We start from the raw sequence: 26,109 nt of genomic DNA on the forward strand, positions 1-26,109 counted from the left end.
ATTTTTTTAATTTTAAAACAAAAGAAAGATACTAACTTTCGGTATTTGTAAAGCGAATTTAGTAAAATACATTGGTTAAATTTGGATTAAGAATAACCTCTTTTTTAGAGTATTTGTAGTTTATCCGCAATCTCGCGGTGATTGGCTAATCGCGGAATTTTATTTTGTCCGCCCAATTTCCCGATGGATTTCATATAATCCTGAAAACCGTTTTTTACCACTTTGCTAATGACTACTTTTCGTAAAATATTACCGGTGATTAAATCGTCATAATAAATATTTTGTTGGCGCATGGCATCGTCAATTTTTTGAGAAAATTGCTCTAAATCTGCTGGTTCGTTTTCAAATTCAATCAACCATTCGTGATAAGGCAAACCCGAAATAGGATTAATTTGCGGCGCCACGGTAAACTCATTAATGCGAACATCGGTTCCGTCCATAGCTAGTTTCATGGCATTCTCCACTTCGTTACCAATAACATGCTCTCCAAAAGCCGAAATAAAATGTTTGATGCGTCCCGAAACAATAATTCGGTGGGGTTTTAAAGATGTAAACTGAACGGTATCGCCAATATTATAACCCCAAAGACCGGCATTGGTGGAAATGATCATGGCATAATTAACACCAAGTGCTACCTCGCCCACCCCAATTCTTTCGGGATTTTCTTCAAAAAACGAATCGGCTTTGATGAATTCATAAAAAATACCCGAATTCAATAAAAGCAACATTCCTTTTTCGGTTTGGGTATCTTGATACGCAAAAAATCCTTCAGAGGCAGGAAACACCTCAACGCTGTCCATTTTTCGTCCGATTAAATTTTCAAACTTGGCTCGGTAGGGTTCAAAATTAACGCCGCCATAAATGAAAAGCTGAAAATTTTTGAAAATTTCGGCTATTTTTTTGCCACCACTGTTTTGCTGCAAGCGTTCAAAATACATTTGTACCCAGGACGGAATTCCCGAAATTAACGTCATGTTTTGATCAATCGTTTCGGCTACAATAGTGTCAATTTTTGTTTCCCAATCTTCAATGCAATTGGTTTCCCAAGATGGCAACCGGTTTTGTTGCAAATATTGTGGTACAAAATGCGCTGCAATGCCCGACAAACGACCGAATTTAATTCCGTTTTTCTCGGTCAAAATCGGACTTCCTTGTAAAAAAATCATTTTACCATCCACAAAATCAGCATTTCCGGTTTCGTGTATGTAATGCAAAATGGCATTTCGTGACGCTTCGATGTGAAACGGCATCGACTCCTTGGTTAGCGGAATGTATTTGGCTCCCGAAGTTGTTCCGGACGTTTTGGCAAAATAAAGTGGTTTTCCTTTCCAGAGAATGTCTTTTTCTCCCAAACGAATTTTTTCGATATAGGATTTAAAATCTTCATAATCCCGAATGGGAACTTGTTTTCTAAAATCTTCGACTGATTTGATTTGATCAAAATAATGGTCTTTACCAAATTCGGTGTTTGTAGCACTTCGGATTAAACTTTGAAAAACCTGTGCTTGCGTTTCCTCGGGTTTCATAGCCCAAGCACGTGTTTGAAAGTAAATTTTATAGGCAAATAATTTGGCTGCAGTTGATTTTATAGACATGCTATTTTTTTGTTTTTTTGGTCTTGCTTTTTGTAGTTGCCGCTTCTTCTTTCGAAACGTTTTCTCGCAAATTCATTTCAGCTTGTGTTGCTTTCATTTCTTCTAACGGAATGTTTTCTTCGGCACTTGCCAAAATAGAATCTTTATTGAAAGACGCATATTCTAATTCGCCTTTTAAAACTTTTTGGATCGATCTTAAATACACTTCATTTTGATGTAAAAGTGTTTGCAACGAATCGGATTTTAAAGCCAATTGGGTGGCATTTTTTTTCAATTCGGTCGAAGAATATCCCGGAATATATTCGCGTAACGGACTAAAAGCAATAATAAATGTGGTAATTAAAATTAAAAATATGGCTCCGAGCGTTAGCGTTACAAAAACATTCATCAAATTAAGTTTAAACGAAACTATTTCTTCAAATGTGTCTTCGTTCAATATCACCAACCGGCGTTTATTAAACAACCGATGTTTGATGGGTATTTTCTTGCTGTTTTTGTCGGACATTGTGATAATTTACTAAGCAAATATACTAATTTATACTAGTCCTAAAACGTTAGAAATGGAATATCAAATGCTATAAAATAAGAATTTATCAAATATTTAACGCTGCTAAAAATAAATATTTGAGCGCAATTGCATTTGTTTATAACTAATTCTACCTACCTTTGCCTAAATAAATATCAATTGGCTACGGCATATTAATTATTTTAATCATGGGAAGATTAGGTGTTACAGAAATCCTTATTATAATTGCAGTTATTTTATTGCTTTTTGGAGGTAAAAAAATTCCAGAATTAATGAAAGGTTTAGGAAGCGGAATTAAAGAATTTAAAAACGCTGCTAAAGACGATCAAGATACTACTAAAAAAGAAAATACTTCGAAAGAGTAAGTAATTAAATACTCTTTATTAAAAATCCAAACTGTTGTTTTTACAATTGCAGTTTGGATTTTTTTTGTTTTTAAATTTAAAAATTTATTGAGAAATGTAGTGCTAAAAAGGTATTTTTATACTCCCAAATCAATAAAAATGAAAAAAATAATTGTCTTAGCCCTACTCCTTTGCGGCTATATTTCGCATTCGCAAACCCAATCATTTCCTGCCAATAAAACGTATGCAAATGGTATAATGGCAACTACTAAAAATAGCCAAGATGCTTTGGAAAGTTATTCCGTTTGGAAAACCAATTTTGTAGAATCCTGCTCTAATGGCCGTTATCGAATCAAATTTGATACGCCTTCGCAAACAGTTTCGGAAGGAATTGGATACGGCATGTTATTATCGGCCTATATGGCGGATAAAACGCTTTTTGACGGACTTTGGCTTTATTATAAAGAAAATGTAAATGCAAATGGCGTGATGAATTGGAAAATTAATGGTTGCTCTGGAATTGCAGGCGCAAATGGCGCCACTGATGCCGAATTAGATGTTGCTTTTGCCCTAATTGTTGCCGATTATCAATGGGCAAATGCGGGCGTTATCAAGTATAAAAATGAGGCTAAAAACTTAATTACTACCATTAAAAATCATGAAGTTGAAGCTAGTACTTTTGTCTTAAAACCCGGCGATGCTTTTGGTGGAAGTCAACTAACAAATCCCTCTTACTTTGCTCCGGCCTATTACCGTTCTTTTGGAACGTTTACTAACGATATTACTTTTTGGAATCAAGTGGCCGACAAAGCTTATACTATAATCAATCATAATCTAACTCAAAATAAAGCCGTTGGTAGTTTGGTTTCGGATTGGTGCGATGCTTCTGGAAATTATTCGTCTCAAGCTTCGGGTTACGCTAATTCAGGGAAAAACTACGGTTATGATGCGGCCAGAACTCCTTGGAGAATTGCAGTTGATTATTTATGGTACGGCACTCCAGAAGCCAAATCCTATTCCAAAAAATCATCTGATTTTGTTCGAGTGACTTTGGGCGGGACTTCTAATATCAAAGACGGTTACAACCAAAATGGAACCGCTAGCGGACAATGGCATAATGCTACTTTTGTTGGAGCTTTTGCCTGTGCTGCAATGGGTGGTGATAATCAAACGCATTTGGATGCTTCCTATACTGATTTAAAGAATTTGAATGAACCCAACAGTTATTTTAATCATACGCTGAAAACCTTGTATTTATTGGCTCTAACAGGTAATTTTTATTTGCCTCCTACTGTAACTTTGGCAGCTGATTCTTTTGAAATTGAGCAATCAATTGTAAAGATTTATCCCAATCCAACAGCAGATTATTTTACTGTAAATTCACCCGAAGCATCAATAATTTCGGTTTTTACTTCATCAGGAAGCCTAATAAAACAACAAAAAGTCACCTCCGAAACTACTGAAATTAATCTTTCAAATTATTCTTCTGGAGTATATTTCATTCAGATAGATACTGAGGAATTTAAGACTATTACTAGAAAAGTGATTTTGAAGTAAATCAATCATAAAATTTTTCTTTAAATCCTTTCGTTACTTTTTGTTAAAAGAAATTATTCTTCTTTATTAAAATTAATTACATTCGCTTTTAATAAAATATTAACATTTGGATTGCCCCAGTTTTTAAATGACAGCACCAACCTATTCGCCAGGCTTGCATAAATTACTTACACTTGAAGTCACAAATACTTCTAAACTTACCCGTAGTGATTTATTTGTTGCTTTTACAGCAAGTATACTTCAAAAATACCAATTAGAAAAAGTTGGGCTTAGTATTCATGATTTTGAAAACCAAAGCTTTACCATTGCCTTTTGTTTGAAAGAATCTCATCTTTGTGTACATACTTGGCCAGAATTTAACCAACTCACTTTGGATATTTATTTATGCAATTACATGGTCGATAATTCGGAAAAAGTACGTGAAATTGCTCAAGAATATATCCGCTTTTTTGAAGCAACTATTATTAAAGATTTTGAAATTAACCGATAGTTTATGATCGTTCCTTGTTTTAATTGTAATAAAACTACCACACTTGAGGTTGCTTTTGAAGTGGAAACCTTTGCTTGCCCTAATTGTAATTATGTTTATAAAGATACGCGTGATGTTGGACTCAAATTTCATAGTAAACTAAGGCAATATTATCCCTTTGTTGATAAATTTGATGTTGGAAAATCCGCTACTTTTGATGATAAAGAATACACTGTAACCGGAATTCTTATCAAAGAAAACAGAGGATTTGAATGGACAGAATATATTTTAGAAGGAAAAGAAGGTAATTATTTATATCTTTCTGAAGCAGCTGGACATTGGATTATTTTAACCGAAATTGAATTTGATAAAAAAGTAGGCAATCATCCTTTAACTATTGAGCATGAAGATATAACTTATGATCGATTCGATTATTATTATCCAACATTAGTGACTGCAAAAGGTTTTTTTGATTTTGACATTTACAATAAAATTGAACTTATTGAATATATCAACCCTCCTTTAATGCTTTCTTTTGAAAAATTTGGTCACGAGCAAACCGCTTTTTTGGGAAAACACATTTCCAAGAATGATATCAAAAAAGCCTTTGGAACCTCTAACCTGCCATCCAAAAAAGGAATCGGGCAAGTACAGCCTTTTATATTCAATATTCGGAATTTAGGTTTGACCTTTTGCGGTGTTGCGGTATTGATTCTTATAACCAATTGGTATCTCAATAAAGACCGAGTTGAACAAAATGTTCTGAATACAGAAATTCTTTTTGACCAATATATCCGGAAAGATTACGTAACCTCTTCGTTTGATTTAAAAGGAAGTGCAGCACCATTATCTGTAAGAGTACATTCCAACGTTGATAATTCCTGGGCTAATGTACAAGTGGCTCTGATAAATGAAAGCACAGGCGAGGAAATTTATGCCAACAAAGACATCGAATACTATCACGGTTACACGGATGGCGAAAACTGGACCGAAGGAAATCCAACCGAAGAGTTCAATATATGCGGTGTGGCTGCTGGTAAATACCATCTGGCCATTACGCCAATGAAAGCTCCAGAAGACATTCAAAATCAAAAGATACAAATTCAAGCCAACTGGTCCAGCCCTTCAATGAGAAATGTCTGGTTAGTCATTGTATTTATGATTGTTTTTGTTGTAGGAATGTTTTATCTCGAAAGAAATTTTGAAGAAAGAAGATGGGCTGAATAACAACTAATTATATGGAAAAAATTATACCTTTTATAAAAAATAACTACCTCGCTCTGCTAATAGGATTATTTTTCTATGGCCTTTTTGTTTATTATAATACGTCGGGAAACCAAATCTGCGATTGCGAATCGACAGAAAATTACAAACCAAATAACAACCGAACGAGTGTAAACCGTTTTTATCACAAATAATTAAAACCAAAATATTATGGAATTTATAACTATGAGACCCATTTTAGCTTCAATTGTTTTTTCAATAATTGGAATTGCTATTCTTTTGATAGCTTATTTTATCATTGAAAAATTGACTCCTGAAAACACTTGGCAACAAATTTCAAAAAATAATAATGTGGCTTTGGCAATTGTTTTTGGAGCCTTTATCATTGGAATTTCCATGATTATTAGTGCCGCAATTCATGGGTAAAAATTTTTTAAAATTCGAATACCTACTACTTTTTGCCGTCTTTACCATTGCTACCTGTGGATTGGTTTATGAACTCGTTGCTGGAACATTGGCGAGTTATTTATTGGGCGATTCAGTAAAACAATTCTCTTTCATCATTGGTGTTTATCTGTTTTCGATGGGAATTGGCTCTTATTTTTCAAAATTTCTGACCAAAAACATGCTCAATACGTTTGTTGAAATTGAAATTTTGATTGGATTAATTGGCGGATTAAGTTCGGTTATTTTATTTTTATTATTCGAAAGCGTATATTCTTTTCAATTTATATTGTATTTCCTCGTTTTTGTAACGGGTTGTCTGGTGGGATTAGAAATTCCGCTCTTGATGAATATCCTCAAAGACAAAGTCGAATTTAGAGATTTGGTTTCGAATGTTTTTACGTTTGATTACATCGGAGCCTTATTGGCCTCCATCCTATTTCCACTTATTCTAGTGCCAAAATTAGGTATTATGGGCACTTCGTTGTTTTTCGGAATGATTAACGTTTCCATCGCCATTGCTTTGTGTTTTTTACTCAAAAACGAATTAAAAAAAGTACACTTTTTAAAAACCAAAGCGATCGCCTCATTTTTAATATTGCTTGCCACTTTTATTTTTTCTGATAGAATTTTGTCTTTTTCAGAAGGAAAACTGTACGGCGAGAATATCATTTATACCAACACCACTCCGTATCAAAGAATCGTTTTGACCCATAATAAAAGCGATTACCGACTGTACCTCAACAACAATTTGCAGTTTAGCTCTGCTGATGAATACCGCTATCACGAGGCTTTGGTACACCCTGCCCTCTCGATGGCAAAAAATGTTTCCAATGTTTTAGTTTTGGGTGGTGGAGACGGTCTGGCCGTTAGAGAAATTTTGAAATACCAAGCCGTTAAAAAAATAACTTTGGTCGATTTGGATGAGGGTATGACCAGAATGTTCAAAACCAACACCATTTTGACTGGTTTTAATAATAATTCACTCAACAATCCAAAAGTAACTGTTTACAACAAAGACGCTTACATTTGGGCAAAAAATTGTTCAGAAAAATTTGATGTGGTCATTATTGATTTTCCGGATCCGTCCAATTATAGTTTGGGAAAATTATATTCGCTTAACTTTTATGCCACCGTTCAAAAACTAATGAATCCAGATGCTGTGGCGGTTATACAAACTACTTCTCCTTATTTTGCGCCAAAATCGTTTTGGTGCATTAATAAAACCGTTGCACAGGTTTTTCCTCAAGTTGATGCGTATCACGCCTACGTTCCTTCGTTTGGAGAATGGGGTTTTACGATTGCCATTAATGGTTTTGGAACTACTTTTAATACTGTAAACCGAAAAGTAAATGGCCTGCGTTTTTACAATTATAGGTTCGATACTTTCAATTATTTTTCTCAGGATATGATTTCAAAAGACATCGAAATCAATCGCTTAGATAACCAAATTTTAGTACGCTATTTCGATGAAGAATGGGGAAAATTGCAATAATTCAAGGAGAAATTTCTTCAAAATAATAGCAACTTCTTTACTCGTGATTCCTTTTTTGGATGCCTGTAAAGAAAAAGTCATTACGTTAATGATACGTTTGTCTGGGACCAATCACATACTGGGTCACCGGCTTCGTGTTCAAAATTTTCCAAAACCAACGCAAGAAATTTCAATTCCATATTTGATTGTTGGTGGCGGAATTTCAGGTTTAAGTGCAGCCAGACAATTAACCAAAAGAGGAATTACCGATTTTTTGATAATCGAATTGGAAGACCATTTGGGAGGCAATTCATCTAATGGCGAAAATCAATATTCGAAATATCCTTTGGGCGCTCACTATTTGCCTTTGCCAAATTTAGAAGATAAAGCTTTATTGCAATTTTTAGAAGAAGAAAAAATCATATTGGGTTACGACTCCAACGGTTTTCCGAAGTTTGATGAAACCCAACTTACTTTTGCTCCTGATGAACGCCTGTTTTATAAAAATAATTGGCAGGAAGGCGTGGTTCCAAAGGAAGGAAATTCCCCAACTGAAGATGAAGAATTAGTTCGTTTTTTCAAATTAATGGATGATTTTCGAACCAAAAAAGATGAACAGGGAAAGTATTGGTTTATGATTCCGCTTGCCGAATCTTCACAAAATGAAGAGGTAAAAAAACTTGATTCCATCACTATGAAGCAATGGTTTGAGCAGAATCATTTTACGTCGAAACCACTTTACAATTATATTGATTATTGCTGTAAAGATGATTTTGGTTTGGGGATCGAATATGTTTCAGCCTATGCGGGCATTCATTATTTTGCCGGAAGAAAACAAAATGCTTCTGAAAACAAACAAGATACAGTCCTCACTTGGCCCGAAGGAAACTCGCGATTAGCCCATCATTTGCAGAAATATGTAAAAGGAAAATCATTAAAAAACCACTTAGTTTACCAAATTGAAATCAGCAATAATAAAGCTGTAGCAAAAGTTTTTGACAATAAAACAAAAACCTCAATTACCATAACCGCTGATAAAATTTTGCTGGCAACCCCACAGTTTGTAAACCAATATCTGTTAGAAAACCGAAAAGATTTGGCTTCGCATTTTCACTATACCCCTTGGTTATTGGCGACTTTAGTGGTTTCGGATTTGGGAGATAATGGTAGTTTTCCTCTGTGCTGGGATAATGTAATTTATGGTTGCAAAGGATTGGGTTATGTGTATGATCAACAGCAATCGTTACAGCAAATTCACGATAAAAAAGTAATTACGTATTACTATAGTTTTTCATCTGCCGATTTGAAAAAAACACGTAGAGACTTGTACAAAAAAACCAAAGAATATTGGAAACAAATGGTTTTTGATGATTTAAAAATAGCACATCCAGCAATAGAATTAGCAACTGAAAGTATCGAAATTCATCTGTTAGGACACGGAATGATAAGTCCTGTTCCTGGTTTTATTTATGGTCAAGCCAAAAAAGATGCCGCTCGACCTGTTGCTGATAAAATCTATTTTGCTCATAGCGATTTGTCTGGAATCTCAATTTTTGAAGAAGCTTTTCACCAAGGAATTAACGTAGTAAATACCATGATCGATGGAACAGCCTTGGATTCATAAAGCAAAAACAGACAGTCTGTTTATATTAGCGCCCTCTTTTTTGGTGGTTGCCATAGTGTTTTTATTCCAAAGTCAACTCCAAGAAATCGAAGAGGAGTATTCGTTTTATACTTGGCTTTTTCTAATTGTTTTTATTGATGTCGCCCACGTTTATGCCACCTTATTCAAAACCTATTTTGTCTCTGATGAATTTCAGAAAAGGAAAAAGTTATTGATTGGACTACCAATTTTATGTTTGCTGATCGGAATGTTTCTGTTTTCTTTTGGAAGTGCTGTTTTTTGGTCGGTTTTGGCTTATATTGCTGTTTTTCACTTCATCCGACAACAATATGGTTTTATGCGTTTATATGCCCGAAAGGAGTCTAAAAAATGGGCTTGGATTGATAATTTAGTGATTTATACTGCAACACTTTATCCAATGCTGTATTGGTTTTTATCGGCACCTAGAAAATTTAATTGGTTTGTCGAAAATGAATTTATACGTTACGAAAGTCCAGTTTTAATTACAGTTTTAAGTTGGATTTATGGCGCAATTGTTCTTTTTTACGTAATCCGAATTTTGTATATCTTCCTAAAAACCAAATACTTTAATATACCAAAAAATGCCATAATCATTGGTACTTTTATGTCCTGGTTTTTTGGAATCGTCTATTTTAATAACGATTTGGTTTTTACTTTACTCAATGTTGTTTCTCACGGAATCCCTTACATAGCCTTAGTTTACCTAAAAGAAATCGATAAAAAATCAACTGAAGAATTGAATAGATTACATTATTTTAAACAATTCAAAGGGCTTTTACTCTTTTTAGTAATCTTAATTTCTATTGCTTTTTCGGAAGAATACCTTTGGGAAATTTTAGTTTGGAATGAGCAGTTTTTAGGAAATTCAAAAGATTTTTCGGGTTGGTATTTTTTAGTGGTACCGCTACTCACAGTGCCACAATTTACCCATTATATGTTAGATGGATTTATTTGGAAAAGTAAAAAATGATTATAAATCTGTATTTGCTCTAAGCCATTAATAACCAAGATTAATTCAATTTCAAAACTTCTTGAATTATTTTTTGTTTGCAGGCTTCCCAGTTAAAAGATTTATGAAGCATTTTGGGATTTAACTGGTCATCAGCATCTTCAAAATAAGTTAAACTTTTTTGAACCATAAATTCAGATCCATCAGAATATTTTTGAAGATAAAAAGCGATGATTTCTTTTAAAGTAAATTCATTTAACAAAAAAAATAAATCTATAAAATCTTTTTTGCTTCCTCGTCCTGCAATAGCATTAAGCTTCATTGCCGAAATATCAATTTTTGATAACATTCTGATTTTATCCTCTATGATTGGTTCGGATAATAATGGATATTTATAATTTACAAAATCAACTTTAATTCCATTGATTTCAGTAATCAAAATGTTTTTGGTGCTTTGAATAACTATCACATCTCCGTACTCTTTAAGTTTTTCAATAAATTCATTTTGATTAATCTCACAATTACCAAACAAATCAATATCTATCGAATTTCTGTGACCAATTTGTAATGATAAAGATGTTCCTCCAACTAAATAAAAATCACGAAACAATTCTTCATTCATTATCTCCGTTAGGAGTTCCATAAGTTCGGGTACAACTGTCTGTGTTTGTAACATCTAAATTCCGTTTTATCAATGTTGAATATGGTTGCCAAATAAGAAAGTGTAACAGCATCTAAACTTCTTAAATTAAGTGAAATTTCTTTAATTTGGTCTAAGCCATAAAGTTCCTTAAGTAAGTTCCAATCTGTTATTAAACCATATTCCAATACTTTTTGAACCAAATGAACTTTGTGTTTTTGAAAGTCAAAACCAAACAAATCTACATCCCAAAAAAGATGTGGAGAAAAGTCATTTATGGTTATTTTTTTCTTCATAAAAACAAAGATAATTAATTTTAAAGCACCATCGTCAACTGAATTCGCTTTCGAGCTTCATCCACTTCAACCACTTTTACTTCAACATGTTGGTGGAGTTTCACCACTTCGTTTACATCGCTCACAAAACCGGCTTTGAGTTGTGAGATATGAACCAATCCGCTTTCTTTGATTCCGATATCGACAAAACAACCAAAATTGGTAATGTTATTAACTATTCCAGGCAAAATCATTCCGGTTTTCAAATCGGAAATGGATTTTACATTCGGATCAAATTCGAAAACTTTGGCCGATTTTCTTGGGTCTAATCCCGGTTTTTCAAGCTCTTTGATAATATCTTTTAAAGTTAATAAACCAATTTCTGGCGTAATATAATTTTCGGCTTTAATCAAAGCTGTTTTCTCTTTATTGGCAATCAACTCGTTTACCGAAAGTTTCAAATCTTTCGCCATTTTCTCAACAATTCCATACGCTTCTGGATGTACCGCCGAATTATCCAGCGGATTTTTAGCATTAGAAATTCTAATAAAAGCAGCCCCTTGCTGAAAGGCTTTATCGCCCAAGCGAGGCACTTTTTTGAGTTGTTTTCTATCTTCAAACGGCCCGTTTTCAGAGCGGTAATTGACAATATTTTCGGCTAGCTTCTCTCCTATTCCACTCACATAACTCAACAAATGCTTGCTCGCCGTGTTGATATTGATTCCCACCGAATTCACGCAACGAATCACCGTCGAATCCAATTCCTCTTTCAATTTGGTTTGATCTACATCGTGTTGGTACTGCCCCACGCCAATGGCTTTCGGGTCAATTTTTACCAATTCCGCCAAAGGATCCGAAAGTCGTCTCCCAATAGAAACCGAACCACGAACCGTTACATCATAATTTGGGAATTCTTCTCTCGCAATCTTCGACGCCGAATAGACTGATGCTCCAGCTTCTGAAACGATAAAAACCTGAACCGGCTTATCAAAAGCGATTTTCTTGATGAAGAATTCGGTTTCGCGTGAAGCGGTTCCGTTTCCGATAGAAATCGCATCAATGTTATAGGCATTCACCATCGATTTTATCTTTTTCATCGCCATAGCTGTTTCGTTTTGTGGCGCGTGCGGATAAATGGTTTCATTGTATAATAAATCGCCTTTTTCGTCTAAACAAACTACTTTACAACCACTTCTATACCCTGGGTCAATCGCCAAAATACGTTTTTCACCCAAAGGCGGCGCTAACAACAACTGCCCTAAATTATTGGCAAAAACCTGAATCGAATTGGCATCGGCTTTGGCTTTGGCTTCTTGCAAGGCTTCATTAGAAATGGCAGGGCTTAGCAATCGTTTATAACTGTCTTCGATCGCTAATTGCACGTGTGGCGTTGCTGGACTTTGACCTTTTAAAACCAATTCATCAATGATATCATAGGCTTCGTCAATATCCACTTCGACTTTAAATTTGATAAAACCTTCCTTTTCGGCACGAAGAATCGCCAGTAATCTATGCGAAGGCGCTTTAGTCAACGGTTCTGACCAATCAAAATATTGATTGAATTTTTGAGCTTCTTGTTCGTCTTTTTTAGTTTTTACGACCTTGGTTGTGATGGTTGCTTTTCGTTCGTACAAACGACGCAATTGCTTACGAACATAAATATTTTCATTAATCCATTCGGCGATAATATCTCTAGCGCCTTGCAAAGCGGCCTCTTCATTGATGACATTTTCATTGAGATATTTGGTCGAAATAAAGTCAACATCATCATTATTTTGCGCCATGATGATTTTTGCCAAAGGTTCTAATCCATTTTCACGGGCAACATCGGCTTTGGTTCTTTTCTTCTTTTTGAAAGGCAAATAGAAATCTTCCAATTCCTGTAAATCGAAACTCTCCGTAATTTTTTTGTTCAATTCGGGAGTCAATGCGTTTTGTTCTTCTATAGATTTTAAAATCGCCTCTTTTCGTTTTACGATAGTTTCATAATCCTTTTGCAATTTTGCAATTTGCTCAATAATAGTCTCATCCAGATTCCCGGTTTTGTCTTTTCGGTAACGAGAAATAAAAGGAATCGTGCAGTCTTCCTGTAATAATTGAACGGTGTTTTGAATATGTATTGCTGCTGTATTAACAGACTTGGAGATGAATTGTATGTTGGTCATTTTGTAGTTTTTTGAAAAGCTAAAATAATATCTTTGGAACTTAATTTTAGTTAAATGACTATTTTATTGAACACTTTTTTAATCATTAATACAATCGCTTTTATATTAATTGGCTATGATAAAAATTTAGCAAAAAACCATAAAAGAAGAATTTCAGAAAAAGTACTTTTAACTTTTACAGCAATTGGCGGAACAATTGGTTCGGGTTTGGGAATGCTTTTTTTCAGACATAAAACTTCGAAAACATCTTATTTATTGAAATATTGGTTAATAATTTCAATCCAAATTTTGATTTTTTACTTCTGGTATGATTTTAAATTTACATTATAAAATCCAAGTAATTCTGTTTATTAATCACTTCAAAAGTAGCATCAGGATAGGCTTTTGCAAAAGCAGTTGGAATTTTTGATTTTTTGTTTTCATTCCATTTAAACTCAAATCCAGCAAGTACTTCTCCTCTTTCTTCTAACCAATCCAATTCTTGTTGATCATAAGTACGCCAAAAATAATTGTTGGTCGGCATCTTTTGATAGTGCTGTTTTTTTAGACGCTCTACCGCCAAATAATTTTCCCATAAATCACCTACATCATTTCTAAAATCCAATCTGTTAAAGTTGTTGATAATGCCATTTCGAATGCCATTGTCATAAAAATACCATCGGCTTGATTTGACAATTTCCTTACGTAAATTGCGACTAAAACCTTCTACTTTGAAAATGATAAACACTTTTGAAAGTAAATCCAAATAGTTATCAACTGTATTTTTAGAAAGTTGTAACTGATTGCCTAATTCTTGCAAAGAAACTTCTTTCCCTACTTGATAAGCAATCAATCGCAATAAATTATAAATTTTGTCAGCTTGCTTAATACCTTCAAAAACTAAAATATCTTTGAGCAAATAGGAATTAATAATTTCGTTCAAATATTCTTTTTTTTCCTCCCAATCCTGATATTGAATGAGTTCCGGATAGCCTCCGAAAAGTAATCGCTCTTCTAAATTTTCAGTGATTTGCTTGTAATTTTCTTTTGTACTGAACTCTATTTGTGCCAAAGGAAAAAGATATAAGGTGTTTTTTCGCCCGACTAAGGGTTCTCCTAAATTATTATTCAAATCAAAAATAGAAGAGCCTGTAGCAATAATTTTTATTCCGTCAATACTATCAACTATAAGTTTTAAAATTAACCCAATATTTGGTATTGTTTGAGCTTCATCAATAACTAACAGATTTATATTGGCTAAAAGTCTTTTGTAATTTGAAACAGAACGCTCCTGCAATAAATTAGCATCGTGAATATCTTCTCCGTTAAGTTGTAAATAACTTTCTGCGGGAACGGTTTTTAAATAATTCTTGATCAATTCTGTTTTTCCAACACGCCTTGCCCCCAACAAAATTAATACTTTGTTTGGTAAAACTTTTTTGCTGAAATTATCAAAAACAGCTCTTTTTAAATAACTTTTCATTGTTGTTGGAATTTAAATCAATATCAAAGTTAATTAAAAAAATGTAAATTCAGTCAGTCAATTGACTAAATTAATGTAAATTCAGTCAGTCAATTGACTAAATTAATGTAAATTCAGTCAGTAAAAAAGAAAAAAGCCCAGTTTTATAACTGAGCTCATATAACTATTGGTGCGAAGCACCGCCAAAAAAATTATTGACAAGCAATTTTATCAACTCTATTTTGGTGTCTTCCGCCTTCAAAAGCAGTTTCAAGGAAAGTTTCAACTATTTCAACCGCTTGTTGAATAGACGTATAACGTGCTGGTATACTCACCACATTAGCATCATTATGCAAACGAGTTAAATACGCAATTTCTTTAGTCCAACATAATCCTGCTCTAACTCCTGTGTGTTTGTTAACCGTCATCGCAATTCCGTTTCCAGATCCGCAAATTACAATTCCAAAATCGGCTTTACCATTCTCAACATCAGAGGCAACTGGATGTCCAAAATCGGGATAATCCACTGAAGCTTCGGAATCGGTTCCGTAATTGGTTACTTCGTGCCCTTTTGATTCTAAATACTGAACAATGGCTTTTTTATAATCGGGTCCTGCGTGATCGTTTCCGATAGAAATTTTCATATGATTTCAATTATTAATAAGTTGTGTGTGCAAATTTAGCCAAAGAAATTTACATCTACTTTATTTCCAATTTTTATTTAACGTGTAAAAAAAGCTAGCGTATTGATTATTAAATAATTAACAACTAAATAATGTATTTTTAAACTATAATGTAACTAAAAACCAATAAGTTAGCAAAAAATAAAAAAATAAAAAATGAATAAAACAGTGATAATCAATACCAATAAGTAGTTTTAAATGTTAATTTTTTAGAATGTTGATAGTAAAACTTAATTCGTTGATATTCAGTTAACTTTAAATTAACAGAAAATGTTAATAACTACACAAAGAAAAAGAGAACTTTTTTTTGGATGTTTTAAAAAAAAACGTAATCCAAAACTGCAATTTAAAATCCTAATAAAGTTTCTTGAATTTTTAGAAAAGTTATCAATACAAAAAGGATCATTTTTAACAATAAACCGAAATTGAACTTATCTACAAAATCAAATCATTTTTGCTTTTCAACGATTGTTAATTACATTTTAAAAAGACTTAAAAATAAATACTTTAACCTAAAATAATACTGTTAATAACTCCCAATAACTAACTAAAACTTCATTTCAATGCTTTTCAAAATAAATTTATACCACCTATTAACAAGCTATAATAACCATCAAAAATTAATTTAATTTAAAATTTTTTTATTGTTGTATTTAATATATGTTGAAAACTTTGAAACGTGTAAAAATGAAATTTTTTTATAGGGTAGGAGGAAAGTGAAAATTTAAACGATTCGAAGTGGACTGTTTAAATTGTCGATGATAGATTGAACGCGTTCAAAATCGGTGGTGTGTACTTTGAGTTTGATGCCACCCAAAGCAGTGGCGTAAAAAGGAACGACAGAAAGGGTGGTTTCGTTTTCAAAATAAAACGGAATTTCTTCTTGCTCGAGCAAATGTTTTAAAACAACCGTTTCGTGTTGATAATTAAAAACTGCAATGGTTTTAAAGCCTTTCATGACCTTTTTTTTATAAATATACGAAAGTTATATTTTTAATAAATATACTCGTTAAAATCTTATATATAATATCTTCTTTGTAATTTTAAACTTTATAAGAAAAGATATATGAGTAAGAAAATTAGAAAGCCGATAAAAAATGATAAGGATTTTTCGGGTAAGATACTTAAAATTTTATCGCAAAATGCTAATAAACCATTCAACTACAAACAAATAGCGGCAAAATTAGAAGTAGACGATACCAAAAGTCGCAATCAAATAATCAAAGATTTAAAAATTTTAGCCTCTCAAAAAAAATTAATCGAATCCGAACCTGGAAAGTATTTAATTAAAGCTGTTAGCCAAGATTATTACGAAGGAACTATTGACATGACGAGCCGTAAAACGGCTTATTTTATTTGTGAGGAATTTACCGAAGATGTTTTTATTCCGACCAATAATTTGAATCGCGCTTTAGATAAAGACAAAGTCAAAGTTTACGTATACAACCGACGAAAAGGTAAACGTCCTGAAGGTGAAGTTATTGAAGTAATCGAAAGACACAAAACCGAATTTGTAGGTGTAATTGATATTCAACCCAATTTTGCTTTTGTCTCAACGGCAAATCCAAAAATGTATACCGATATTTTTATTCCGAAAGATAAAATGGGCGATGCCGAAAATGGTGATGTGGTTTTGGTAGCTATTGAAGATTGGAAAAAACGAGCCGACAGCCCATTTGGGGTGGTTTTAAAAGTACTTGGTAAACCGGGTGAACACAATACCGAGATTCATGCTATTTTGGCTGAATACGGCCTTCCAGCTGAATTTCCGATAGAAGTAGAAGTTTTTGCTCAGAAAATTGATACTTCAATTCAGGAAGAGGAAATTGCCAAACGTCGTGACATGCGGGATACGTTGACTTTTACTATCGATCCAAAAGATGCTAAAGATTTTGACGATGCCTTGTCCTTCAAGAAATTAGAGAATGGCAATTTTGAAATCGGAATCCATATTGCCGATGTTTCGCATTATTTGCAAGAAGATACTATTTTAGATGACGAAGCCTATCAAAGAGCCACTTCAGTTTATTTAGTCGATCGAGTAGTGCCGATGCTTCCAGAAGTATTGTCAAACTTTGCCTGTTCATTACGACCGAATGAAGAAAAATATACATTTTCGGCCGTTTTTGAAGTTTCACCAGCCGCTCAAGTGGTGAACCAATGGTTTGGAAGAACAGTTATTTATTCGGATCAGCGTTTTGCTTACGAGGAAGCTCAAGAAATTATTGAAACGAAAGGAAATACCATTTCGGAAGCAGTTTCTATAACCGGAAGTTCGTATGTAGTAAAAGACGAAATTGCCGAAGCTATTTTAAAACTAGATGATTTAGCTAAAATTCTTCGTAAAAAAAGAATGCAAAATGGGGCAATTTCTTTTGATAAAGTCGAAGTAAAATTCAATTTAGATCAAGACGGTGAACCAGAAGGTGTGTACTTTAAAGTCTCTAAAGATGCCAATCATTTGATTGAAGAATTCATGCTTTTAGCCAACCGAAAAGTAGCCGAATTTATTGGCAAACAAAAGAAAACCTTTGTTTACCGAATTCACGATGAGCCAAACGAAGACAAATTAATTGCCATGCAAACGGTAATTGCCAAGTTTGGTTATAAAATAGACTTTAGAAACAAAGGTGATATTTCGAAATCGTTAAACGCTTTAATGGAAGAAGTTAACGGTAAAAAAGAACAAAATTTAATCGATACTTTAGCCATTCGAAGCATGAGTAAAGCCAAATATTCAACCGATAATATTGGACATTATGGTTTGGCTTTTGATTATTATTCGCATTTTACTTCACCAATTCGTCGTTATCCTGATGTTATGGTACACCGTTTGCTGCAATTTTATTTGGATGGAGGCGCTTCAGTAAGCGAAGAAATTTACGAAACCAAATGTTTGCATTGTTCGAGCATGGAAGGTTTGGCATCCAATGCAGAGCGGGATAGCATCAAATACATGCAAGTGAAATACATGCAAGACCATCAAAATGAGGAGTTTTTGGGTGTTATTTCGGGCGTAACCGAATGGGGAATTTACGTAGAAATCGTCTCAAATAAATGCGAAGGGATGGTTCGAATTAGAGAAATAAAAGATGATTATTATACTTTTGACGAAAAGCAGTATGCTATGGTAGGAGCGACTTCGGGTCGTATTTTGCAATTAGGAGACGAAGTATATGTTAAGGTTAAAAATGCCGATTTAGTAAAAAAACAACTCGATTTTCATTTTTTAAGAAGAGCGGGAGAGTAATAAAAAAAACAGATAAAAGTATGAAAAAGATCATTTTAGCAATAGGAATTTTAGCTGCACAATTCAGTTTTGGACAAGTCAATAAACCATTAGGAGATTTTGACGAAGTAAAAGTTTTTGATCAATTAAGTGTGCAATTGATTCATAGTAACGATAATAAAATCGAAATAACAGGCGATAGAAGCGATGAAGTTGAAATTGTCAACAAAAATGGACAATTAAAATTAAGAATGCCATTTCCAAAATTACTTTCAGGGAATAATTTGAGCATCAAATTGTATTTTAAACGCATTGAAACTATCGATGTAAACGAAGGTAGTATTGTCAGTTCTAAAGAAGTTTTTAAACAAACAGCATTTGATTTAAGTGCACAAGAAGGCGCTAAAGTAGAGGTGAATTTGGATGTTGAAAAACTAAAAGTTACTTCGGTTTCGGGCGGAATTGTAAATGCAAGTGGCTCAGCTACTAATATGAACGCTAGTTTGAGTGCAGGTGGTTTTTTAGAAGCAAAAGATTTAAAAACCTCCCAAACAACCGTAAGCGTTTCTGCTGGTGGTAAAGCGGAAATTAACGCCAGTACTTTAGTAGATGCCAAAACAAATGCGGGAGGTGCCATTTACATTTATGGTAAACCAAAACAAATCAATCAAAAAACCGTTTTAGGTGGAAAAATTGAAGAAAAAGAATAAAGTTACATTTAAATGATACATGATATTTTAACAGGGATTCCGTGGGGTATTTTTTTAAGCTTCATGATAGGACCTGTCTTTTTTATTTTAATAGAAACCAGTATTACCAAAGGATTCAGAGCTGCAATAGCTTTTGATTTTGGAGTAGTATTGGGAGATATTTTTTTTATTGCTATTGCTTATTTAGGAAGTTACCGTTTAATTAAAAGCCTTGAAGATAAACCTGCTTTATTTATTTTTGGTGGTATTATTATGTTGGCTTACGGCGTAATTTCGTTTGTTAGATTAAAAAAAGAAGTCCGTATTGATGACGAAGCCATTGACCGCGATATTTTAAAAAGAGATTACGCTTCACTATTTGTAAAAGGATTTTTACTCAATGTGATTAATATTGGAGTTTTAGGTTTTTGGATGGCTATAATTATTTCGGTTGGACCCAAATTAGATATGCAAACCTCGCGAATGATGGTCTTTTTTACCACCGTAATTTGTACTTATTTAATCATTGATAGCCTTAAAATTGTATTGGCTAAACAATTAAAATCAAAAATGACACCAACTAATATTTTAAAAATCAAAAAAGGAATAAGCGTAGTGTTGATGGTTTTTGGATTGGTTTTAATCATCCAAGGTTGGTTTCCTAAAGAAAAAGAAATGGTTAAAAATGCTTTTGAAAATATCGATAAATAAAAGCAAATCAATATAATAAATTAAACCTCTTTATAAACGAAGAGGTTTTTTTATTGCTATTAATTGATGAATGGCTTCACTTGAAATAATGAAAATAAAAGGAGATATGATAAGCTAAAATAGCTTCGATTTCTTTTAAATAATAGAATACAAAACATTGATATGTAAAGGTAAAATATCTATTTTCTGTCTAGATCCGAAGAATTTTTACGTAATATAAAAAAACATATCAAAGTTGATAGGTTAATTCCAATTTACCATTCGGATTCGAATCTTTCCTTTTCTAATTTTTTTTAAAAAATTATTCAAAAAAACTCTCAATATGATAGGTTAATTCCAATCTTTCGTGCGGATTCGAACCTCTGCTTTACCTATTTTTTTTAAAAATTAATCAAAAAATAACCTCTCAAATTGAGAGATTAATTCCAATTTATCGTTCGGATTCGAACCTTTTCTTTACCTAATTTTTTAAAAAAATTATTCAAAAAAAAAACCTCTCATATTGATAGGTTAATTCCAATTTATCGTTCGGATTCGAACCTTATCTTTACCTAATTTTTTTTAAAAATTAATCAAAAAAAAACCTCTCAAATTGAGAGGTTAATTCCAATCTATCGTCTGGATTCGAACCTTTTCTTTACCTAATTTTTTTAAAAAATTATTCAAAAAAAAAACTCTCAATATGATAGGTTAATTCCAATTTATCGTTCGGATTCGAAGCTTTTCTTTACCTAATTTTTTTTAAAAATTATTCAAAAAAAAACCTCTCATATTGAGAGGTTAATTCCGAGGCATCGTCCGGATTCGAACCGGAGTAGGAGCTTTTGCAGAGCCCAGCCTAGCCACTCGGCCACGACGCCTTATTGTTATGGACTGCAAAAGTAACTAATTTCTTCGAAGTTCAAAATATAATTAAAAACTATTTTTGTAAAACTCCTTATAAACCATAATCGGGTTTACGTACTTCTTTCATTTTTATAGTAACCGATTCTACATCGCCACCAATAGGAGGATTAATTTTAGAAACTTCAACAATGGTTTTTTCTACCATCGGAATTTCGTCTAAAACACGTCTATTAATACGTTTGGCAACATGTTCTAATAAATGCGAACGAACAGCCATTTCTTCTACTACAATACGGTTTAAATGTACATAATCCACAGTATCAGATAAATGATCGGTTTTAGTTGACTTTTTTAAATTGGCTTTAATGGTCAAATTAACCGAATAATCGGATCCAATTTTACCCTCTTCAATCAAACAACCATGATAGGAAAAGGTGCGGATATTTTTTAATTTAATGATGCTCATGTTTATTTTGTTGGTGTTATAACTTTAATTGTACTACAGCCTAAGTTTAAGCCTAAACCTTTCTGCTTTTTTTTATCTTTGCTAAAAATATACAAAAATATGGCTTCAGAAGAGAAATCACTCCATTTTATAGAACAAATCATAGAGGACAGTATAGCAACCGGTTTTCCTCAAAATAAATTACGTTTTCGCTTTCCACCCGAGCCAAATGGCTACCTGCATATTGGTCATGCTAAATCCATTTGTTTGAATTTTGGTTTGGGATTAAAATACAATGCACCTGTAAATTTACGCTTTGATGATACCAATCCGGCTAAAGAAGAACAAGAATATGTAGATGCTATTAAAGAAGATTTGCAGTGGTTGGGTTTTAAATGGGCGGAGGAACGCTATGCTTCAGATTATTTTCAACAACTCTATGATTGGGCTGTTGACATGATTAAAAAAGGAAAAGCCTATGTGGATAGTCAATCTTCAGAAGAAATGGCGGCTCAAAAAGGAACTCCTTCGCAAGCTGGAACCAATAGTCCTTATAGAAATCGTTCTATTGAAGAAAATTTAGCCTTATTTGAAGGCATGAAAAAAGGCGATTTTAAAGAAGGAACCCATGTTTTACGTGCTAAAATTGATATGGCTTCTTCTAATATGTTAATGCGTGATCCGTTGATGTATCGTATTTTACACCGCCATCACCATCGTACTGCTAACGATTGGTGTATTTATCCAATGTATGATTTTGCACATGGCGAAAGTGATTATATCGAACAAATTTCACACTCCATTTGTACATTAGAATTTGTAATGCACCGCGAATTGTATGATTGGTTTTTGGATCAAATTTATGATGAAAGCACGGTTCGTCCACATCAATACGAATTTGCACGTTTGAATTTGAACTACACCGTAATGAGCAAACGTAAATTACTACAATTAGTTCAAGATAAAGTGGTTAATGGTTGGGATGATCCAAGAATGCCAACTATTTCAGGTTTAAGAAGAAGAGGTTATACAGCTGCTGCTATTCGTAAATTTTGTGAAACCATCGGAGTTGCAAAACGAGAAAACATCATCAATATTTCTTTATTGGATTTTTGTTTACGTGAAGATTTAAACAAAACCGCTGCACGTGTTATGGCGGTTTTAGATCCGGTTAAATTAACCATTTCGAATTATCCCGATGGAGAAGTGGAGTGGTTGGATGCCGAAAATAACCAAGAAGATGAATCGGCTGGTTTTAGAAAAGTGCCTTTTTCAAAAACAATATGGATAGAAAGAGAAGATTTCTTAGAAGAAGCTTCGGCTAAATTTTTTAGGTTGACAATTGGAAAAGAAGTGCGACTTAAAAATGCTTATCTAATTAAAGGAGAATCAGTTATAAAGGATGAAAATGGTCAAATAATAGAAATTATAGCTTCTTATGATGCTGATTCAAAGAGTGGAAGCGGTACCGAAGCAAGCAAGCGAAAAGTATCGGGAACATTACATTGGGTGTCGGCCGAACATGCGATTGAAACCGAAGTTCGTTTATACGATCGCTTATTTTTGGATGAAGCACCAGACAGTCATACCGAAAAAAGTTTCTTGGATTTTATCAATCCGAATTCCTTGCAAATTACGAAGGGTTATGTAGAACCAAGTTTAAAAGAGGTTCAACCTGGTGATCAGTTTCAGTTTCAACGTTTGGGTTATTTTATAGTAGATAAAGATACAACGGCTTCAAAAATAGTATTCAACAAGACGGTTGGTTTGAAAGATTCTTGGGACGAAAAAGGAAAAAGCGAAGAAAATAGCTTGAATAATGCATTAAAAGATATCAATAAATATTTTAAAGTAAATACGAGAGAAGAGCGTATTGCCATTAGAAAAAATATTGGAGCTACTATAGCTGGAATTTCGAATTATAGTTTGTTGCAAAATTCCTTTAAAAAGAACATCAACAATAATAAAAGTTCGCTACTTTTTGCGCAATTGTTAATTAAATATGCTTTTTTACAATTCAGCGATTACAATAAAGAAGATATAATGAAGTTATTCAGCATGTCGTTAAAAAGTGAATCGACTTTTGTACGTTCACGCGCTTTACTAAATTTAGCGATTTTAGATAATGCTGCATTTTTAGTGGCTCTTCAACCCGAATTAGAAAATTTACAAAACAATCCACCCAAGAGTACATCCGAAAGGGAAACCGAATTTTTAGAAAATTTAATGAATAAATTTTAATTATTAAAAGCACTTTTCGAAGTGCTTTTTTTATTATATATTATTTCTATTTATTTTAAATTTTTTATTGATTTTTTTTATTAAAATCAACCTTCATATTTTTATTTTAAACGCTTTTTATTTCTTTTTGAATACGATTATTGTTTTTATTTTTTTAATTGATATAAAGAGATAATAATGAGTTTTAGTATGAAGTAGTCGTAAAATGATGTATGAAGATGTTATTTTTAATTTTAAGTGATTTTATAATCTTTCAATCTTTCAATCCTTTAATTTTAAATCATAATATAGTTCCTATGTTAATTCTTGTTAAATTTATATTAATCAATTTAAAACCAATAGTTTAAATCCTTATTTTTTCGTAACTTTAGTGAACAATTTAAAAATTATAGATTATGTCACGAAATACAGGACAAACAGTATTAGCATTGGTAACTGGTGCGGCTATCGGAGCAGGAATTGGAATTTTATTTGCACCTGCAAAAGGATCTGAAACCCGTAAAAAATTAAAAGAAGGTTTAGATGATACTTCGCATAATTTAAAAGATACGATAGCGGCTACAACTGATGCATTAAAATCAAAATTAAGTCATGTTAAAAAAGATGCAGAAGGAACTTACGAAGATTTGCTTTCAAACATGAGTTACAAAACAGAAGAAGTGATTTCTTTTTTAGAAAGTAAATTAGCTGATTTAAAATCTAAAAACACGAAATACCAGAAATAATTTTTTTAAAAAATAGTGGCAAGCACAAAATTCGTTTTATTAATGGCTATTTTTCTTTAATTTTAAAGAAATTTCAGCATAATTAACGAAATTTGTGCTTGTTTTGTTATGTAATTGTAAGCAATAGATATGGCCTTTGAAGAATTAAAAGAACATGGCGATAATGTTCAGGATCAAGCTAAAAAATATGTAGAAAGTCATTTGGCCTATTATAAATTATGGGGCTTTAAAGTAGCAATGAAATCAACCACATTGATTTTCAAGTTTACGTTAATTTTATTATGCTTGTCTATGGTGATGTTATTCGCCTCAATAGCGTTGGCTTTTGCACTCAGCGAACTGTTTAACAGTTATACTTACGGTTTTTTAGCAGTAGGAGGGATGTATCTTTTAGTTACTTTATTATTATCGCTTATCAAAGATAAAATGGTAGAAGGGCCTATTTTAGAGAAATTTTCAGAAATCTTTTTTAACGACTAAATATGGAAAAGAAAAAATACGCTTCGTATGCAGAAATTGAAAAGGATCTCGAAATTCTTAAATTAGAAAAAGAAATCAATTATCAAAAGTTGGTTTTAAGCGTACAAAAAACGAAAGAATCTTTAGCTCCTGATAAAATGGTTTCTAATTTTATAGGTTCCTACACCGAGTACTTTTCAAACAATTATACTAAAATACTGCAAAGAGCCATTCCGTATGTAATTGGTTGGTTTATAAATAGAAAAAGAGGTTAAAAAACCTCTTTTTTTCTTATTCATTTTGTTCCTCTTCTTGTTCTTCATCGCTTTTATTTAATTCTAGCGTTTCATTATAATCGGGTTCAATGCGTTTGGATTTAGGTTTCTTGTCATTTCCTAATTTCATCATTTCCCCTACTTGATTCGAAGCAGAAAACGAAGCTACCATATTGTTTAACATTTCACTACCAGCTTGTGGTGAATTGGGTAATAAAATCAAATTTGAATTGGTTTCGGCACCTATAGATTGTAAGGTATCATAATGTTGTGTAACCACAATTAAGGCCGAAGCTTCTTGTGAATTAATACCTACTTTATTCAAAACATCTACACTTTCAACCAATCCTCTGGCAATTTCACGACGTTGATCGGCTATACCTTGACCTTGTAAACGTTTGCTTTCTGCTTCTGCTTTGGCTTTGGCTACAATGCGGATACGAGAGGCTTCTGCTTCATATTCGGCTACTGTTTTTTCTCTATCTGCCGCATTAATTCGGTTCATGGCGTTTTTTACCTGAATATCCGGATCAATATCGGTTACTAATGTATTGATAATGTTGTAGCCATAAGTCGTCATGGCTTCGTTTAATTCGCGTTTTACGGCAATGGCAATATCATCTTTACGCTCAAAAACATCATCTAATTTTAGTTTAGGAACTTCGGCACGCACCACATCAAAAACATAGGACGTAATTTGATCGTGTGGAAATTCCAACTTATAAAAAGCATCGTATACATTATCTTTTATGACCATGAATTGAACGGAAACTTTCAATTTTACAAACACATTGTCTTTGGTTTTAGTTTCGATTACGACATCCAACTGCTGAATTTTTAAGTTGACACGTCCTGCAATTCGGTCAATAAATGGAAATTTTAAATGCAATCCCGATTGGCGTATGCTGTGAAATTTTCCGAAACGTTCTACAATCATACTCGATTGTTGTTTGACGGTAAAAAAGGAGGAAAGCAATACAATAAAACCAAGGAATAAAATAACGAATAAGGGTATCATAATTTGTTGATTAAGTTTAAGAAGGCTCAAATTACGAATT

General features: G+C 33.0%; 26 protein-coding genes and 1 tRNA gene. 16 read left to right on the forward strand and 11 right to left on the reverse strand.

What is annotated here, in order from left to right; genetic code table 11:
* Positions 1–104: 104 nt before the first annotated feature.
* Together I5M07_RS07165 and I5M07_RS07170 are read right to left on the reverse strand one after the other, a co-directional pair.
* Positions 105–1,595 (reverse strand): GH3 auxin-responsive promoter family protein, encoded by a 1,491-nt coding sequence (locus I5M07_RS07165; protein WP_200105537.1) that lies wholly within the window; start codon positions 1,593–1,595, stop codon positions 105–107.
* Position 1,596: 1 nt separating this feature from the next.
* Positions 1,597–2,100: a peptidase gene (locus tag I5M07_RS07170; RefSeq protein ID WP_200105538.1), complete on the reverse strand. Its 504-nt coding sequence runs from the start codon at positions 2,098–2,100 to the stop codon at positions 1,597–1,599.
* A gap of 209 nt (positions 2,101–2,309) precedes the next feature.
* On the opposite strand from I5M07_RS07170, the gene I5M07_RS07175 reads away from it, so the two are divergent.
* From I5M07_RS07175 to I5M07_RS07210, 8 genes are all read left to right on the forward strand, one after another.
* The gene (locus tag I5M07_RS07175; RefSeq protein ID WP_200105539.1) at positions 2,310–2,486 is read left to right on the forward strand and encodes a twin-arginine translocase TatA/TatE family subunit; all 177 of its coding nucleotides are present in this window, start codon (positions 2,310–2,312) and stop codon (positions 2,484–2,486) included.
* Between the two features lie 138 nt (positions 2,487–2,624).
* Positions 2,625–4,022 (forward strand): glycosyl hydrolase family 8, encoded by a 1,398-nt coding sequence (locus I5M07_RS07180; protein ID WP_200105540.1) that lies wholly within the window; start codon positions 2,625–2,627, stop codon positions 4,020–4,022.
* A gap of 127 nt (positions 4,023–4,149) precedes the next feature.
* Positions 4,150–4,512, forward strand: a complete 363-nt coding sequence (locus I5M07_RS07185; protein WP_200105541.1) for an S-adenosylmethionine decarboxylase family protein — start codon at positions 4,150–4,152, stop codon at positions 4,510–4,512.
* 3 nt (positions 4,513–4,515) lie between these two features.
* Positions 4,516–5,718: a DUF4178 domain-containing protein gene (locus I5M07_RS07190; RefSeq protein ID WP_200105542.1), complete on the forward strand. Its 1,203-nt coding sequence runs from the start codon at positions 4,516–4,518 to the stop codon at positions 5,716–5,718.
* A gap of 207 nt (positions 5,719–5,925) precedes the next feature.
* Entirely contained in the window at positions 5,926–6,141 is a 216-nt protein-coding gene (locus tag I5M07_RS07195; RefSeq protein ID WP_200105543.1) for a DUF350 domain-containing protein, read from the forward strand.
* A complete protein-coding gene (locus tag I5M07_RS07200; protein WP_200105544.1) occupies positions 6,134–7,654 on the forward strand; it encodes a polyamine aminopropyltransferase in 1,521 nt (506 codons plus the stop codon). Before I5M07_RS07195 ends, I5M07_RS07200 begins: the two co-directional genes overlap by 8 nt.
* Complete coding sequence (locus I5M07_RS07205) at positions 7,629–9,257, forward strand: FAD-dependent oxidoreductase (protein ID WP_200105545.1); 1,629 nt, start codon at positions 7,629–7,631, stop codon at positions 9,255–9,257. Before I5M07_RS07200 ends, I5M07_RS07205 begins: the two co-directional genes overlap by 26 nt.
* Positions 9,235–10,248 (forward strand): hypothetical protein, encoded by a 1,014-nt coding sequence (locus I5M07_RS07210; protein ID WP_200105546.1) that lies wholly within the window; start codon positions 9,235–9,237, stop codon positions 10,246–10,248. The genes I5M07_RS07205 and I5M07_RS07210 overlap by 23 nt, the downstream gene beginning before the upstream one ends.
* 40 nt (positions 10,249–10,288) lie before the next feature.
* On the opposite strand, the gene I5M07_RS07215 is transcribed toward I5M07_RS07210, so the two are convergent.
* Genes I5M07_RS07215 through I5M07_RS07225 form a run of 3 tightly spaced genes read right to left on the reverse strand, consistent with a single transcriptional unit; the run spans position 10,289 to position 13,307 of the window.
* On the reverse strand, positions 10,289–10,849 hold the full coding sequence (locus tag I5M07_RS07215) for a nucleotidyl transferase AbiEii/AbiGii toxin family protein (RefSeq protein WP_200105547.1): 561 nt from the start codon (positions 10,847–10,849) through the stop codon (positions 10,289–10,291).
* A gap of 8 nt (positions 10,850–10,857) precedes the next feature.
* Positions 10,858–11,163 (reverse strand): DUF6922 domain-containing protein, encoded by a 306-nt coding sequence (locus tag I5M07_RS07220; RefSeq protein ID WP_200105548.1) that lies wholly within the window; start codon positions 11,161–11,163, stop codon positions 10,858–10,860.
* 20 nt (positions 11,164–11,183) lie between these two features.
* Positions 11,184–13,307, reverse strand: coding sequence for a Tex family protein (locus tag I5M07_RS07225; protein WP_200105549.1), 2,124 nt, complete (start codon positions 13,305–13,307; stop codon positions 11,184–11,186).
* 54 nt (positions 13,308–13,361) lie between these two features.
* Between I5M07_RS07225 and I5M07_RS07230 the strand changes: the two genes are divergently transcribed.
* The gene (locus I5M07_RS07230) at positions 13,362–13,637 is read left to right on the forward strand and encodes a DUF1294 domain-containing protein (protein ID WP_200105550.1); all 276 of its coding nucleotides are present in this window, start codon (positions 13,362–13,364) and stop codon (positions 13,635–13,637) included.
* Here I5M07_RS07230 and I5M07_RS07235 read toward each other — a convergent pair.
* From I5M07_RS07235 to I5M07_RS07245, 3 genes are all read right to left on the reverse strand, one after another.
* Positions 13,627–14,769, reverse strand: a complete 1,143-nt coding sequence (locus I5M07_RS07235) for an ATP-binding protein (RefSeq protein WP_200105551.1) — start codon at positions 14,767–14,769, stop codon at positions 13,627–13,629. The two genes, I5M07_RS07230 and I5M07_RS07235, sit on opposite strands and share 11 nt — an antisense overlap.
* A 191-nt stretch (positions 14,770–14,960) precedes the next feature.
* Positions 14,961–15,392 carry a ribose 5-phosphate isomerase B gene (gene rpiB / locus I5M07_RS07240; protein ID WP_200105552.1) on the reverse strand — a complete coding sequence of 144 codons (432 nt, stop codon included), beginning with the start codon at positions 15,390–15,392 and terminating at the stop codon, positions 14,961–14,963.
* Positions 15,393–16,155: 763 nt separating this feature from the next.
* A complete protein-coding gene (locus I5M07_RS07245; protein ID WP_200105553.1) occupies positions 16,156–16,389 on the reverse strand; it encodes a DUF2007 domain-containing protein in 234 nt (77 codons plus the stop codon).
* Between the two features lie 108 nt (positions 16,390–16,497).
* Here I5M07_RS07245 and rnr point away from each other — a divergent pair, with 108 nt between their 5' ends.
* Genes rnr through I5M07_RS07260 form a run of 3 tightly spaced genes read left to right on the forward strand, consistent with a single transcriptional unit; the run spans position 16,498 to position 20,060 of the window.
* Positions 16,498–18,681: a ribonuclease R gene (rnr, locus tag I5M07_RS07250; RefSeq protein WP_200105554.1), complete on the forward strand. Its 2,184-nt coding sequence runs from the start codon at positions 16,498–16,500 to the stop codon at positions 18,679–18,681.
* 20 nt (positions 18,682–18,701) lie between these two features.
* Positions 18,702–19,370 carry a head GIN domain-containing protein gene (locus tag I5M07_RS07255; protein ID WP_200105555.1) on the forward strand — a complete coding sequence of 223 codons (669 nt, stop codon included), beginning with the start codon at positions 18,702–18,704 and terminating at the stop codon, positions 19,368–19,370.
* A 12-nt stretch (positions 19,371–19,382) separates the two neighbouring features.
* The gene (locus tag I5M07_RS07260) at positions 19,383–20,060 is read left to right on the forward strand and encodes a LysE family translocator (protein WP_200105556.1); all 678 of its coding nucleotides are present in this window, start codon (positions 19,383–19,385) and stop codon (positions 20,058–20,060) included.
* A 789-nt stretch (positions 20,061–20,849) separates the two neighbouring features.
* Here I5M07_RS07260 and I5M07_RS07265 read toward each other — a convergent pair.
* Both I5M07_RS07265 and folB read right to left on the reverse strand, forming a co-directional pair.
* Positions 20,850–20,920: transfer RNA gene (locus I5M07_RS07265), tRNA-Cys, on the reverse strand.
* A gap of 77 nt (positions 20,921–20,997) precedes the next feature.
* The gene (gene folB / locus I5M07_RS07270; protein WP_200105557.1) at positions 20,998–21,372 is read right to left on the reverse strand and encodes a dihydroneopterin aldolase; all 375 of its coding nucleotides are present in this window, start codon (positions 21,370–21,372) and stop codon (positions 20,998–21,000) included.
* Positions 21,373–21,471: 99 nt separating this feature from the next.
* On the opposite strand from folB, the gene I5M07_RS07275 reads away from it, so the two are divergent.
* From I5M07_RS07275 to I5M07_RS07290, 4 genes are all read left to right on the forward strand, one after another.
* Positions 21,472–23,592, forward strand: coding sequence for a glutamine--tRNA ligase/YqeY domain fusion protein (locus I5M07_RS07275; RefSeq protein ID WP_200105558.1), 2,121 nt, complete (start codon positions 21,472–21,474; stop codon positions 23,590–23,592).
* A gap of 395 nt (positions 23,593–23,987) precedes the next feature.
* A complete protein-coding gene (locus I5M07_RS07280; protein WP_200105559.1) occupies positions 23,988–24,317 on the forward strand; it encodes a YtxH domain-containing protein in 330 nt (109 codons plus the stop codon).
* Positions 24,318–24,446: 129 nt separating this feature from the next.
* Positions 24,447–24,797, forward strand: a complete 351-nt coding sequence (locus I5M07_RS07285; RefSeq protein ID WP_200105560.1) for a competence protein — start codon at positions 24,447–24,449, stop codon at positions 24,795–24,797.
* A 2-nt stretch (positions 24,798–24,799) separates the two neighbouring features.
* Complete coding sequence (locus I5M07_RS07290) at positions 24,800–25,051, forward strand: DUF6327 family protein (RefSeq protein WP_200105561.1); 252 nt, start codon at positions 24,800–24,802, stop codon at positions 25,049–25,051.
* Positions 25,052–25,067: 16 nt separating this feature from the next.
* On the opposite strand, the gene I5M07_RS07295 is transcribed toward I5M07_RS07290, so the two are convergent.
* Entirely contained in the window at positions 25,068–26,069 is a 1,002-nt protein-coding gene (locus I5M07_RS07295; RefSeq protein ID WP_233621978.1) for an SPFH domain-containing protein, read from the reverse strand.
* Positions 26,070–26,109 lie beyond the last annotated feature (40 nt).

It is taken from the genome of Flavobacterium agrisoli, assembly GCF_016522065.1.
GTDB lineage: Bacteria > Bacteroidota > Bacteroidia > Flavobacteriales > Flavobacteriaceae > Flavobacterium > Flavobacterium agrisoli.